Here is a 12597-nt window from a genome sequence, read left to right as displayed (position 1 = left end):
TTTTTTCACATTTTAAATTATTTTGAAATCTTTCTCCTTTTTGAATTTTAAATAATTTTCAAATTTTTTGATTGACAAAAATTCATTTTTTGTAAATTGTTTTAAAAAATCTAACACCATAGTTTTCACTAATAAATTTAGAAAAAGGGAAAACAATTCGTCGTCTAGATGACGATTGTTAGTTTATTGACGATTTTATCGTCTCTTTGCTGCTGCTTTTCTTTTAGGAGCTGCTTTCTTTGCTGCAGTTTTTCTCTTAGGAGCTGCTTTACGTTTTGCTGCTGCTTTTCTTTTAGGAGCTGCTTTCTTTGCTGCAGTTTTTCTCTTAGGAGCTGCTTTACGTTTTGCTGCTGCTTTTCTTTTAGGAGCTGCTTTCTTTGCTGCAGTTTTTCTCTTAGGAGCTGCTTTACGTTTTGCTGCTGCTTTTCTTTTAGGAGCTGCTTTTGTAGATGTTTTAGTTGATCTACGTTTAGTTGCAGCTTTTCTTTTTGTAGCCATTGCTGAATCGAGTTTTTCATTGTTTTTCAGTGGTTAAACTAAAGAAATTTACACAATTTGATTACAATTTGTCAAGTAATTTTTTCTTCAATATTTGATTGATCGTTAAATTTACAACAATATTTTGAATCATGTATTATGTTCTTCTCTTTCTTGTTTTACTCAAAATATTCTTCATATTACGCTTGAATATAACAAATTTGGATAAAGAAATTATTTTTTAATTGTTTTGATGTGCAATTCAAATTATTTTTAATTTTTATCCTGATCCATTTTTGTTTTTTTAAATCCCACTAACGTCTTTTAATTATTGTCAGTACATCTTCATCCAACAAAATATGATTCAAACCTACTCTCTGTCCTCCAAACTTGACACTTTTGCCCCATACTAGACCATATCTAAATTCTCTTTTTAATCTACGATGTAACTTGTTGCAAATATCTTCAACAGTATCTCCTTCTCTAGCAATAAGTGGTTCTTTGAAATCTGTCTCTCCTCCCTTTGGCCTCATGTAAATTCTAATGAATTTTAGTTTTTCATAGATCTTTTCTTTTAGTAAATCTACATTGATATCTGAGTTTGCTGATACCTCAATAACGTCTGATTTTATTTTTGTTTTCAAATCTTTTAGGAACTCTTTGTCTACTAAATCAATTTTATTCAAAATTGTAAGCGCTTTTGAATAACTAATATTTCCGGCAATATGATCAGCCAATTGTTCAGATGTTAGATCTTCTCTTACAACAACTCGTGCACTAACAATCCCATAAAGATGTAAAATATCTTTGAGATGTTTTTCTGTAATTTTTGTTAATTTTACTTGTTGGGCAATTGCAATTCCTCCCATTGATGCTTTTTCTATTGTGATGTTTGGAGGTAATTGATTTAATCTAATTCCTATGTTTCCCAATTCGTTAATTAACACATCTTCATGAAATGGCTGAAACACATCTAATACAAGTAATACTAAATCAGCTGTTCTTGCAACAGATAAAATTCTTTTTCCTAGTCCTTTTCCTGTAGATGCACCTTTGATAATACCTGGAAGGTCTAGTACTTGGATTTTTGCACCTCTGTATTCCATCATGCCTGGAACAACTGTTAATGTTGTAAACTGAAAAGCACCAACTGCAGATTTTGCTCCAGTCATTTTGTTTAGAAGTGTTGATTTCCCAACACTTGGTAATCCAATGAACACTACTGTTGCATCTCCGCTTCTTCTAACATCAAACCCATCCTGTTTCATTCCTGATTTTTTGGTAATGTCTGCTTCTTGCTCTCTTTTCAGCTTTGCAATCTTGGCTTTTAGAAGACCAATATGATGTTCAGTAGCTTTGTTAATCTGCGTTTTTGCCATTTCATCTTGAATGGCTTTAATTTTCTCAGGAATTCCCAATACTATTCATCTTTCATTAATTCTTTTCAAATAAAATCGTATTACTCTTCTTTATGCTCTTAATTCTACTAATTGGAATGGTCTGAAAATTATTTGACTGCACTAAAAATTCTGGTAATGATGTTTCTTTTATCCTTTGAAAATCTCTATAAGAAATTCTATATTCTTTAGGTTCGTCTGCAAATAATGCTTTGCTGAAAATTTCTTCTATTGCTCCTTTCTTAACCATATTTTCATTTTCATTTCAGTACTAATAAGCTGTCTTTGATTTTGATCTAAGTTTTAATATCTTCTTCTTACGTAGCAAATATTATTCGGTTCGAAAAACCATTTTTGTGAAAACAAGAACATTTGCCGTAGATATAGATGGCACCATAACTGAGAATGGTGGGGGTAGGATTCATTTGGACGCACTTGATGCATTAAGACGATTAACCAATATGGGACATAATGTGATTTTTGTAACTGGAAGATCATCTGTTGAAGGATATCTGCTATCAGTGTTTGGTGGAACAACAAAAATTGCTGTTGGGGAAAATGGTGGTTGCATTACACTTGATTCAAACGATCATATTTTGTTAGGCAATATTGAAGAATGTAAAACTGCGTTAAATGTGATGAAAAACAATATTGATAATGTTAAAGAAAAACTGGTCTTTCCTAGAATGACTGAAGTTGTTTTGGAACGAACATTTGATTTAGATCTTGCTAGAAAGTTACTCTTTGAAAACAATATTGCTGTAGAACTTTCTGATAGTCAGTACGCATTTCATATCAATTCGCCTGGGATTGACAAGGGGACAGGATTTTCCAAAATCATGGAGAAATTTTCAATTCTAAGAGATGATGTGATAGCAATTGGTGATAGTGCAACAGATGTTCCTTTGTTTAGATTGGCAAAAACAAGTGTTGCGCTTGGAAATGCTTCTGAAATTGTTAAATCTGAGGCTACAATGACTGTGTCTGCTAATGCTGGTGATGGGGTGATTGAGGCATTAGATAAATTAGCACCTAGACTATCTGATATATGATATGACATTCAAATCAATCATCGATGAAATTGAAAACAATCTCAAGAAGATACTTGCAGAACTTTCAATATCTGATGTAAAATTTGCAGTAGAACCTGCAAAACCAGGATATGGCGATGTAAGTTCAAACGTTTCATTTTTGCTTGCCAAGCATCTCAAAAAAACCCCTGTGGAAATTGCTGATTTATTATCTGGGAAATTTAAAAATTGTGTCAATACATTAGTTTTAAAATCTCAGGCACATCCCTCTGGTTATTTGAATTTCTTTGCAGATTGGGATAAATTAAATCAATTAATCTTATCTGAGTCGTATCTTGATGAATTTGGTGATGTAGATATTGGAAAGAATTCTGCTATTGTAGTAGAACATACTAGTGTTAATCCCAACAAAGCTCTTCATATTGGACATATAAGAAATATCATAATTGGTGATTGTGTATCTAGAATTTTAAAAAAAGCAAATTACAGAGTCAATGTTCTAAATTATATCGATGACTCTGGTCTTCAAGTTGCAGATATCATAGTTGGTTTCAAACACTTTGGTTTTGCTGAACAACCCCCATCTGAAAAAAAGTTTGATCATTATTGTGGTGATGACGTTTATGTCAAAACAACTGAGAAATATGAAGAAGATCCTAGTCTTGAAGAAATAAGAAAAAATGTTCTCAAAGAACTAGAAGATGGAAATTCTGAAACTGCAAAATTTGCAGATAAAATCACTCGGAAAGTTTTGGCAGGTCAACTGGAAACTTGCTGGAATTTGGGTGTTTATTATGACTGCCTTAATTTTGAATCTCAGATAATCCGTTCTGGATTGTGGAGTGAAATTTTTGAAAAACTCAAGGATATGTCTTTGATCGAATTTGAAAATAATGGAAAGAATGCTGGTTGTTGGGTAATTCGAGGAGAGGACAAAGAAGATGATAAGGTGATTGTGAGAAGTAATGGCACTGCAACCTACATTGCCAAAGATATTCCCTATGCTGCTTGGAAATTGGGGTTGTTAGAGGATCCATTTAACTATGAAAAATATGAAAAACCACAGCCTAATTCTAGAGATCTTTGGCAAACCACTTTGAATAAAAGCAATCTCATCTCTCAAAACTTTTCAGGTGAAAAAGTAGTAACTGTAATTGATTCTCGTCAGGCAAGACTGCAAAAAATTATTACATCTTTGATGGGAAAATTCAAGTCAGTACCAGATGCATATGTTCATCTTGGCTATGAATCCGTGACTCTAAGTTCTGATACTGCAAAGACTCTTGGCTTGGACACTGAAGGAAAGCAAGCTCAGATGTCCGGCAGAAAAGGATTGTATGTAAACGCAGATTCTGTTTATGAATTATTAAAAGACAAAACAACTGAGGAAACTCAAAAGCGACATCCTGAAATGGCTAAATCTGAAATTGAAAAAATTGCTCATCATGTTTCAGTTGCCACTTTACGTTATGAAATGATTAAACAAGATTTGGATAAAATCATAACATTTGATTTGACAAAATCTCTTAGCTTGGAAGGTGATACTGCTCCATACATACAATATACTCACGCCAGGGCATCAAGAATTTTGGAGAAATCCAATAGAACTCCTACAATTGATGTTGATTTTTCTTTACTCAAAGACAAGTCCGAAATTGATTTGATTAAAAATATTGGTCTATTTAATTTACAAGTTCGTGATGCTGCAAATAATTTGTCTCCCAAAGTTATTGCAAGATATTGTCATGATTTGGCTGTCACATTCAATTCTTTTTATGAGCATTGTAAGGTTTTGGAATTAGGTGATGAAAAATTAGAAAATTCTCGTTTATGTCTTGTGAATTCGTTTAAACTTACTCTGGAAAAGGCTCTTGATCTTTTGGGAATAACTGCACCTGACAGAATGTAATGTCCTAGAGCAACAACAATGTTGCCACTCTAGGTTTGTTGGCGTGCAATTTAGCATACGATCAACGAGCTAGTGGTTTATGGTATTGGGAGTAAGTTTTGTAAAATCAGTGTTGGTTTGTGACCCAATAAGAACCATTTTAGTTAACAAAAGATTCGAAGAACTTTTCAATGATGATATAAAATTTCATACGGTATGAAGTATTTTGTGATTTTTCTTGTTCTGATTGGGTTTTTGATTCCTTCAGTTGCATTTGCTCAATATCAGGGGGGCGCTGATTTTTACCATATTCCATTGACTGTAGATTCAAAACAATACTCTGTTCTAGCTCAATCAAACACCAATTACTTTACTGACATGGCATATGACCATGAAGATAGATCTTTGATTTTTTCAACGTCTGCCTCTGAGGATTTTATTGACACTTATACCATAACCATGAATGAGCAAACATTTTCAGATCTACTTGCAACAGATTATGTAAAAACCCCTGACTCTGTGTTGGTGCTGATAAATGGTGTGGAGCAACCATACCGAATATTCAAAGACAATGAGATTGTATCATGGAGATTTTATGCGACAATATCGTCTGATGAAGTTGAATTAATTTCTTCTACTCCAAGATTTGATACTGGCATATACCAGTTTGATAAAATTCCAAATAGTTCTCCTAAAATTTATCCTCCGTTAAAACAAAGTCATGTTGGAATGGATTCTGAAAACATACAATGTAATGATGACTTAGTTCTAATCCAAAAGTATGATGGCTCTCCTGCATGTGTAACGGAACCAACAAAACAGAATCTGGTTGATAGGGGATGGACAAAAAACGATAACCCCATGTTGCAAAAAGTCTTAGATCTTTGTGGTTGTCAGGAATCAGGAGGCCCATGCATTAACCCTATTATCCAATGGCAAAATGAAACCCATCATATTGACAGTATTGATTGTGCTTGGGTGGAGTTAGAAAATGATTCAAAAAAATGAAAAGATATTGCTCTCAATTTTAATTGGATATTTTTTTACAGTATTTTCAATAGTTGTATTGGGTATCGTTATTGCAACCCAGACATCAGAAACAATGCCTGTTGATATAGTAACTGTGTTTGAAAACGGAACCACCAAGAATGATATGGTTACTCGAGACAGAATCCATTTAGATACTTCATTTGTTACTGGTTTTAGCAATTTTTCATTTATAATTCCATTTATCATAGCTGGAGTGGGCATATGGCTTCCTTGGGTTTCAGTAATATCTGGTCAATTTCCAACATCTGGAGATGAATCTATCCTGATCTTGAGTTTCTGGATTCTATCAATGGTATCAATACCAATCACAACAATATTTTCAAAAGGAATTCCATTATGGCGACGAATCCCATACATCTATTTTATTGCAGTTCTGATTGGAGGCACCGCAATATGGCTGTGGACGGGATTTGGGAATTAATGTGAAATGAAAACTAGAATATTGATAATAGTTGGAATATCTATCACCGTATTTTTACTTACAGCAGTTGTATATCCTACAATTAATTACAGAACATGGGGCACTAACGAAATGTCGTACATCCCTCCAATGGAAGGACAGACGGTTGTTTGTGATGAGTGGTTATGGCAACCTCCACAAAATTGTCGTTCTGTAGATACAATTACAGACACAAATGAAGATTCTAAAATTGACAAGTCTGATCATGACGTAAATTACAATCCAGACTCAATAGACGGGTTTGCAATAGATGATTCTAGTGGTAATGTTAAGCACTATCCTATCAATGAGTTGCATAAAATGCCTTGTGAGGAATATCAAAAAATTTGGAATCCTGAATTTGTAAATGTCAAGGAATCAGATATTCTAATAGACAAACTATTGGATTGTAGTCCAAATTCTTCTCTCCAAAAAGTACTAGATAGTTGCAATAATGACTCCCACAAAGAAAGAACGGAAAACATCTTGCGATATACAAATGAGACTCATGCTCTTTTGAACTTGGAATGCGAATGGAAAAGAATTGGATATTTTGTGGTTGATTAGAAAATGAAAACTAGACTTTTGATAATTGTTGCATTTGCTGTGATTCTGTCTTTCTCTTCACTCACGACTGTTTTAGCTACTCAGTTTCTAGTTGATACAACTTTGCATCCCGAATCAGATGAATCTAGAGAACAATTGGAAAGATATTGTACATTACAGGATAAACCAATTCTAAAAGATGATTTATTCCATAACAATTCAACTCATTTTCTTTCATCTGAAACTTGCACATGGTTAGAAATACCTGTATGTGGTAAAGGAACAGCATTTGTAGATGGTTCTTGCCATGTTTTAAAATTGCAAACAACTCATGGTGATTGCTTGATAGCTACTGCATCATATGGTTCAGAGTTGGCACCTCAGGTACAAATGTTACGTGAAATTAGAGATAACATTTTGCTAAACACAGAATCTGGGAAAATATTCATGAGTGGCTTTAACTCAATCTATTACTTGTTTTCTCCGACTATTGCACAATGGGAAGATGATAGTCCTATATTCAAAGAATCTGTTAAACTGTTCATCACTCCTATGGTTACGACATTATCTATCATGACTTTTGCAGAAGGTTCAGAACTTGATGTTATTTTGTATGGGTTGTCTACTATTGTACTGATTGTTGGGATGTATGTTGTAGTACCTGTTATGTTGATATGGAAAGTAAAGAAATGAAGACTAGGCTTTTTCTTTTTTGTATTATTACAGTAATAATCTCTGTTACTACTTTATTTTTTGTAACAAATAATGTTGCAGGATATTCTTACATTCCACTTGATTGTAAGATAAAAGACATGTTTGGTTACTTTTCAGATTCTCCTGAATTACTAGTGGGTTGTTTTAAGTTAAGCCATCCTGCACAATTTCAATAGTCTTTTGAATTGATGGTTTTGATCGGATCGCTGAAATAAATAAGCTCGCAAACCCTAACTATTTAATTCAAAATAATTTTGATTGATTTTTCTTAAAGTGGAATTTGTAGATTGGTTTAATTCTCTAACTCCATTATGGTGTTGAAGTTTTAGTTTGACACTCTCAATAGATGTAATGATTATTCTAATTTGTTGAATAATGAATTAATGTCACTAGCAACCGAAGTTGCTAGCGGAAGAATTTACGACTGGTAACCTAAGCCACCAGCTCGGAAATCACTTCTTGGCGTGCAAACCAATCACTATTATGAGAATTGTTTTATCTCAATAAACCTTACTTTAATGTCTGAATTAACTGACACAGAACAATCAATGAATGAATCTAAGGCTGGATTTTCATGTTATAATACTAATTCGTAATGCTTTCCCATATCTTTGATATCCTGTGCTTTTTGCAAAAGCTTTTTTGTTAATGGATCTTGATTGGCACTTAACTCATATTCGCCATATTTGTTAACATTGACAACATGTCCATGATAAACTCCTTTATACAATAAAGGCTTGTCGATAAATGTCACTGGTTTTGCTTTTTTCTCTTTGTATTCTTTAGTTACAACTAATGCTTTTGAAACTGCCATGACTACAGCTCCTGGCTGAAATGGTTTTATGATGTAGTCTTTTACTCCTCCTTTGATTGAGTCTTGAACCAATTCTTTGTTCTCTTTTGTTGATGTAACTATGATTTTTGCATCTGGATCATATTTTTTGATTGCTTTGATGGCTGATAACCCATCAACATTTGGCATCATAAGATCCATGATTACAACATCCGGTTTGTTGGTGATATACTGTGAAACTGCTTCTCTCCCGTCTACTGCTTCATAGTAATAATAGCCTATTTCAGCATCAGTGAGAACATATCTTATTTTCTCTCTAAATGCAGCTGAATCATCAACTATGAGAATTTTACAATAACGTAATGGTTCCATTGCTAATTGAATTATTTTAGAAAAAATTATGATATAATGAATTGTTTGTAGTTTATGACAAACAATAACAATAAATGACAATTTTGAGTAATTTGCATCTGCAAGGCAGATTATATTTTTAGCATTTATCATATTTCAAATGCCTTTTCTTTCAGCGGTTGCCTTTGTCATACAAACAGTATTGATATATTCAAAAGACGGGATTGGTACCTAAAGATCACCTATTTTATTGTGATGGGTAAATAATCTTAGAGATAATTTAATTTACAATTAATATGAGCGTATTGGGCTACGATATGGATATGTCCACCAGCCAGAATATAGTTTCTAGTTTAAAGTAATAAAAAGAGAATTCTCAGCATGTCAAATCTAAGCATTCAATTTTTTGGTTTTATAGAATCTGGGTTTTTTACAGAATAGTGGAACATACACAATGAGTCACTGGTACATTGACATTTCATAATGCTGCAAAATAAAACTAGTATAAAAATTTGTATTTTCTTGTTTTTGATCTATCTGAAGTGATGTTTTTTGACTTGATGAACCAAAAACCTCCCTCTCGCAAAATTTCAAAGTTTGAGAAATCCTGGATTCGGGATCCTGCCTGAAAAACGTCTTTGTAATACTATCATTTCATTTGATTTCCGATCTCTTATGATTTTTTCACTAGTTTCATTCAATGTCTCCATAATTTCCAAATGACATATCTTCAATTTCTTTTTTAGACCCTCATCCGTACTTGTATCTTTTACTAGTTGTATTGCTGATGCAAGTTCAGTTAAGTTTGAAAATGCTTCTAATAACTTTTCATAATTTGCTTTACTCTGATTTGCTAATTTGTAAGAATTAAGGTCTTTGGATATGTCTACAAATATTTTTTTGCTTTCTAATTTTTTTAATGATTCTTTAATTTTAGATTCATTGCTAAACATAATATTATTGACAAATCCAACATAATCATCAGAATTTGGATAGGGCATTTTGTTATAGTATGTATCTGTTCCTGATATTCTAATTTTTTTAATAAATCCCAACCCTGCTAATTTTTTTAATGAATTACTGATATCTTTTCTTCTGTATCTTCTTCCTTTTTCATCTAAACATGTTTTCCATAAATCATCCTCGTAATTATTCTCTTGCTTCATATTTTTTAATAGCGATGATATGGATATTTCTTTCATAAATTCTCTTTTCCTCTGAACTATTTTATTGTTGGCGAATATGTGGAATTCCAATTTGATGACTTTTTTAATTAATTTGATTTTTAGTTGCATTGTCATTTTTGTAAAATCAAAATTTGTCCAAACTTTATTTTTTTGATTCCCTGTTTGTCTATTTTGATAACCTTGACACTTATTTTAATTCAAATCAACTCTATTCTGATGGATTTATCATGGATTGGAATGGGATTTGGAATAATTCTATTTACAGTATTAATTGGAAAATATTTCAAGACTTCAAAATATGACTATTTCAAAATAAACCTTAACTGTGAATCTTGCGGTGATAACACTAATGGATTCAAATGCCCAAAATGTGAAAATATCTGATCTTTTTTCAAATTTATCCATACATTGACTTGTCTATTGTTTCATCCGATGCACTATTGGGTGTTGGAAATCCACTAAAATTTGCGCGCAATATCTTTTGGGCATGCCCTGACACCCTTGCAACATTATCCCATGTATTATGAAAAGAAACTCTGTCTAATGCCTGTTCATCAACATGTGAAAAAATTGCCAATCCTATGATGTCCTCTTTATCTTTCATCCATTGATGTCCTACTCCACAAGTTGTGCAAATTTCACTAATCTCCATAATTGCTTTTGAAAATGATGGATTTTTCAATACTAGTAATTTTGCATCTTCTGGAGGGAATCTCATGTTAACATTGACTTGAATTCTGTCATCTCTGTTTACATTTTTGCTAACAATGACGTTTGCTCCGATGTGGAATTGCCATTCTACTACCTTGCTTTTTTCTCTGACTTTTTCTGTCTGATCTTCATATTTGATATTAGTTATTTTGATAAATTCCTCCACCTGTCTTTTCATTTCCTCAGATGTCTTTGCCATGTGTTTGAACTCTCATTTGTATGATATATTATGTTATAAAAAAAAGAATTAATGGCTGTGTCCACAACCACAGGAATCATGACCTCCATGTCCTTGAGATTCTTTACCTGCACATCTGGAACATTTGTCCGAATCCATTGGGGAAAAGAAACTAATTCCACATGATACACATTTCATGTTTGACATGCTCTTTGTAAAAAATCGCTTTATTTATTGAATACTATGTGTGATGTAAATTATGTTTTTTGAATCACTGTGATGGGTTAGCTTTACCAATATCTGCCGATTCATCCTTCTTTTTGAATACTCTGTATTCTCCAATCGATGAACTGCATTTTTCACAAGTATATTGCCCTCTTTCAACAAGTATTAGATTGTCTGCTACTTCCTCATTGGTGTTCTCTTCAAGGTGAATTGTAGGTGGATTTTCAAACTCTGTTTCACAATTATTACAATAATGTTTGAACATTTTTTCGGTCTCAAGTTTTCCAATTGGTGCCAAAAACAACTTTCCTACCCCTAAATCTGCTTTTTTTGCTTGCTCTTCTGTTAAATCTGCAATGATGTATCCTCCTGAACCTTGAACCTTTAATTCTGTCAATTCACTTTGATGTCTATATTGGTATTAAAATACTATTTGTAGCAACTTGGATTATTTTTCAATTCCACTATGTTCCAGAGAAAAAAACAGTCTCCTTTACTTTGGAGACTTTGTAATTGTATTAACTAGTTTATGTGAGCATTGGGCCCCCAGCTAACACCGCAAGATGTCTCTGACTCAATGACTCTATTAGAACCACGTTTTTGTTAAAAACCCGGGACCAAAAAAAATTACTTTTAGGTTAATTTTCTAAACGTTTACTTGCTTCTAGTTTGTGGGATCAGTAGATTCTTATCTAAAATTTTTAGGAAAAAAACATGGCCAAAATAAAACAAAATTCACCTGTTTTGTTTTTTTATAATAATTCTAAAAAATGGTTAGCAAAAATTTCAAAAAAAGAATCGTTTCACACTCATATTGGTGTAATCAAACATTCTGACGCAATTGGTAAAGAATATGGCTCTAGATTAACTACAAACAAAGACAAGTATGTCTATCTTTTAGAGCCAACCATGTATGATTATGTAATGAAAATTCAGCACGGTACACAGATTGTTTATCCAAAAGATCTTGGCTATATTGTTGCAAGAGCTGGAATCGGAGATGGCCAAAAGATTTTGGAGATTGGAACTGGAAGTGGCTCGCTCACTTCTTTTGTGGCAAACATTGTAAAGCCTCGTGGACATGTTTACACTTTTGATGTTGATGAAAATTTCATGAAAATTGCAGAAAAAAATATCAAAAAAGCTGGAGTATCAAAATATGTTACGCAACAAAATTTGGATCTGAAAACTGCTAAAACCTTACCATTATCTGATATGGATGTGGCGTTAATTGATTTAGGTGATCCTTGGATTGTTATACCTAAGGTAAGACAGATGTTAAAAGGCAGTGGTAGCATCTTTGCAATTTGTCCTACGATGAATCAATTAGAAAAATTAACCACTGCTTTAGTTGAAAATGAATTTACTGATATAGAATCTACTGAACATATTATCCGAACCATTGAAGCAAGAGAAGGAAAAACCAGACATTCATTTCAAGGAATTGGTCATACCACATACCTGTGTTTTGCTAGAAAAGCATTTTTTGACCGCCAATTGAGAAAATCCGTTGAGAAACCTCCTGCTGATAAAATTCCGTCAAAAACTCCAAAGAAAACAACAAAACGCACAAAGAAATCCACTAAAAAATCACTCTGACCAATTCATAA

At 32.9% G+C, this 12597-nt stretch carries 17 protein-coding genes; 9 read left to right on the top strand and 8 right to left on the bottom strand.

Annotated features, from left to right (window positions below; all coding sequences use genetic code 11):
* Window positions 1–195: 195 nt before the first annotated feature.
* The 3 genes from K5783_RS04830 to K5783_RS04820 all read right to left on the bottom strand — a co-directional run bounded on the left by K5783_RS04830 (window position 196) and on the right by K5783_RS04820 (window position 2124).
* On the bottom strand, window positions 196–498 hold the full coding sequence (locus K5783_RS04830; RefSeq protein ID WP_297472483.1) for a hypothetical protein: 303 nt from the start codon (window positions 496–498) through the stop codon (window positions 196–198).
* A 293-nt stretch (window positions 499–791) separates the two neighbouring features.
* Window positions 792–1895, bottom strand: a complete 1104-nt coding sequence (locus K5783_RS04825) for a GTP-binding protein (RefSeq protein WP_297472481.1) — start codon at window positions 1893–1895, stop codon at window positions 792–794.
* A gap of 16 nt (window positions 1896–1911) precedes the next feature.
* A complete protein-coding gene (locus K5783_RS04820; RefSeq protein ID WP_297472480.1) occupies window positions 1912–2124 on the bottom strand; it encodes a DUF504 domain-containing protein in 213 nt (70 codons plus the stop codon).
* Between the two features lie 106 nt (window positions 2125–2230).
* Here K5783_RS04820 and K5783_RS04815 point away from each other — a divergent pair, with 106 nt between their 5' ends.
* From K5783_RS04815 to K5783_RS04785, 7 genes are all read left to right on the top strand, one after another.
* Window positions 2231–2926 (top strand): phosphoglycolate phosphatase, encoded by a 696-nt coding sequence (locus K5783_RS04815; RefSeq protein ID WP_297472478.1) that lies wholly within the window; start codon window positions 2231–2233, stop codon window positions 2924–2926.
* A 1-nt stretch (window position 2927) separates the two neighbouring features.
* Window positions 2928–4814 (top strand): arginine--tRNA ligase, encoded by a 1887-nt coding sequence (argS, locus tag K5783_RS04810; RefSeq protein WP_297472476.1) that lies wholly within the window; start codon window positions 2928–2930, stop codon window positions 4812–4814.
* A 195-nt stretch (window positions 4815–5009) separates the two neighbouring features.
* Window positions 5010–5801, top strand: a complete 792-nt coding sequence (locus K5783_RS04805; RefSeq protein ID WP_297472475.1) for a hypothetical protein — start codon at window positions 5010–5012, stop codon at window positions 5799–5801.
* Window positions 5785–6264, top strand: coding sequence for a hypothetical protein (locus K5783_RS04800; RefSeq protein ID WP_297472474.1), 480 nt, complete (start codon window positions 5785–5787; stop codon window positions 6262–6264). Before K5783_RS04805 ends, K5783_RS04800 begins: the two co-directional genes overlap by 17 nt.
* A gap of 6 nt (window positions 6265–6270) precedes the next feature.
* A complete protein-coding gene (locus K5783_RS04795; protein WP_297472472.1) occupies window positions 6271–6849 on the top strand; it encodes a hypothetical protein in 579 nt (192 codons plus the stop codon).
* Between the two features lie 3 nt (window positions 6850–6852).
* Window positions 6853–7521: a CFI-box-CTERM domain-containing protein gene (locus K5783_RS04790; RefSeq protein ID WP_297472470.1), complete on the top strand. Its 669-nt coding sequence runs from the start codon at window positions 6853–6855 to the stop codon at window positions 7519–7521.
* Complete coding sequence (locus K5783_RS04785; protein ID WP_297472468.1) at window positions 7518–7718, top strand: hypothetical protein; 201 nt, start codon at window positions 7518–7520, stop codon at window positions 7716–7718. Before K5783_RS04790 ends, K5783_RS04785 begins: the two co-directional genes overlap by 4 nt.
* A gap of 401 nt (window positions 7719–8119) precedes the next feature.
* On the opposite strand, the gene K5783_RS04780 is transcribed toward K5783_RS04785, so the two are convergent.
* Both K5783_RS04780 and K5783_RS04775 read right to left on the bottom strand, forming a co-directional pair.
* Window positions 8120–8839, bottom strand: a complete 720-nt coding sequence (locus K5783_RS04780; RefSeq protein WP_297472467.1) for a response regulator — start codon at window positions 8837–8839, stop codon at window positions 8120–8122.
* Window positions 8840–9276: 437 nt separating this feature from the next.
* A complete protein-coding gene (locus K5783_RS04775) occupies window positions 9277–9852 on the bottom strand; it encodes a hypothetical protein (protein WP_297472465.1) in 576 nt (191 codons plus the stop codon).
* Window positions 9853–10089: 237 nt separating this feature from the next.
* Between K5783_RS04775 and K5783_RS04770 the strand changes: the two genes are divergently transcribed.
* Window positions 10090–10257: a hypothetical protein gene (locus tag K5783_RS04770; protein WP_297472463.1), complete on the top strand. Its 168-nt coding sequence runs from the start codon at window positions 10090–10092 to the stop codon at window positions 10255–10257.
* A gap of 13 nt (window positions 10258–10270) precedes the next feature.
* Here K5783_RS04770 and K5783_RS04765 read toward each other — a convergent pair whose 3' ends face one another.
* From K5783_RS04765 to K5783_RS04755, 3 genes are all read right to left on the bottom strand, one after another.
* Window positions 10271–10783, bottom strand: coding sequence for a hypothetical protein (locus K5783_RS04765; protein WP_297472461.1), 513 nt, complete (start codon window positions 10781–10783; stop codon window positions 10271–10273).
* A gap of 48 nt (window positions 10784–10831) precedes the next feature.
* Window positions 10832–10960 carry a hypothetical protein gene (locus K5783_RS04760; RefSeq protein ID WP_297472460.1) on the bottom strand — a complete coding sequence of 43 codons (129 nt, stop codon included), beginning with the start codon at window positions 10958–10960 and terminating at the stop codon, window positions 10832–10834.
* A gap of 73 nt (window positions 10961–11033) precedes the next feature.
* Window positions 11034–11384, bottom strand: a complete 351-nt coding sequence (locus K5783_RS04755; protein WP_297472459.1) for a hypothetical protein — start codon at window positions 11382–11384, stop codon at window positions 11034–11036.
* Window positions 11385–11701: 317 nt separating this feature from the next.
* Here K5783_RS04755 and K5783_RS04750 point away from each other — a divergent pair, with 317 nt between their 5' ends.
* Window positions 11702–12586 (top strand): tRNA (adenine-N1)-methyltransferase, encoded by an 885-nt coding sequence (locus K5783_RS04750; RefSeq protein ID WP_297472457.1) that lies wholly within the window; start codon window positions 11702–11704, stop codon window positions 12584–12586.
* The last annotated feature ends 11 nt before the right edge of the window (window positions 12587–12597 follow it).

It is taken from the genome of Nitrosopumilus sp. (assembly GCF_025699125.1).
Classification (GTDB): Archaea; Thermoproteota; Nitrososphaeria; order Nitrososphaerales; family Nitrosopumilaceae; genus Nitrosopumilus.
The sequence above is the reverse complement of the archived record's forward strand: the minus strand, read 5'-3'. Positions and strand labels throughout refer to the sequence as shown.

What these genes read in the sequence shown, in the direction of transcription:
- K5783_RS04795 (WP_297472472.1), top strand. Translation starts at nt 6,271, where the DNA reads ATGAAAACTAGAATATTGATAATAGTTGGAATATCTATCACCGTATTT.
- K5783_RS04800 (WP_297472474.1), top strand. Translation starts at nt 5,785, where the DNA reads ATGATTCAAAAAAATGAAAAGATATTGCTCTCAATTTTAATTGGATAT.
- K5783_RS04765 (WP_297472461.1), bottom strand. Translation starts at nt 10,783, where the DNA reads ATGGCAAAGACATCTGAGGAAATGAAAAGACAGGTGGAGGAATTTATC.
- K5783_RS04775 (WP_297472465.1), bottom strand. Translation starts at nt 9,852, where the DNA reads ATGAAGCAAGAGAATAATTACGAGGATGATTTATGGAAAACATGTTTA.
- K5783_RS04760 (WP_297472460.1), bottom strand. Translation starts at nt 10,960, where the DNA reads ATGAAATGTGTATCATGTGGAATTAGTTTCTTTTCCCCAATGGATTCG.
- K5783_RS04770 (WP_297472463.1), top strand. Translation starts at nt 10,090, where the DNA reads ATGGATTTATCATGGATTGGAATGGGATTTGGAATAATTCTATTTACA.
- K5783_RS04750 (WP_297472457.1), top strand. Translation starts at nt 11,702, where the DNA reads ATGGCCAAAATAAAACAAAATTCACCTGTTTTGTTTTTTTATAATAAT.
- K5783_RS04820 (WP_297472480.1), bottom strand. Translation starts at nt 2,124, where the DNA reads ATGGTTAAGAAAGGAGCAATAGAAGAAATTTTCAGCAAAGCATTATTT.
- K5783_RS04790 (WP_297472470.1), top strand. Translation starts at nt 6,853, where the DNA reads ATGAAAACTAGACTTTTGATAATTGTTGCATTTGCTGTGATTCTGTCT.
- K5783_RS04830 (WP_297472483.1), bottom strand. Translation starts at nt 498, where the DNA reads ATGGCTACAAAAAGAAAAGCTGCAACTAAACGTAGATCAACTAAAACA.
- K5783_RS04780 (WP_297472467.1), bottom strand. Translation starts at nt 8,839, where the DNA reads ATGATAAATGCTAAAAATATAATCTGCCTTGCAGATGCAAATTACTCA.
- K5783_RS04805 (WP_297472475.1), top strand. Translation starts at nt 5,010, where the DNA reads ATGAAGTATTTTGTGATTTTTCTTGTTCTGATTGGGTTTTTGATTCCT.
- argS (WP_297472476.1), top strand. Translation starts at nt 2,928, where the DNA reads ATGACATTCAAATCAATCATCGATGAAATTGAAAACAATCTCAAGAAG.
- K5783_RS04785 (WP_297472468.1), top strand. Translation starts at nt 7,518, where the DNA reads ATGAAGACTAGGCTTTTTCTTTTTTGTATTATTACAGTAATAATCTCT.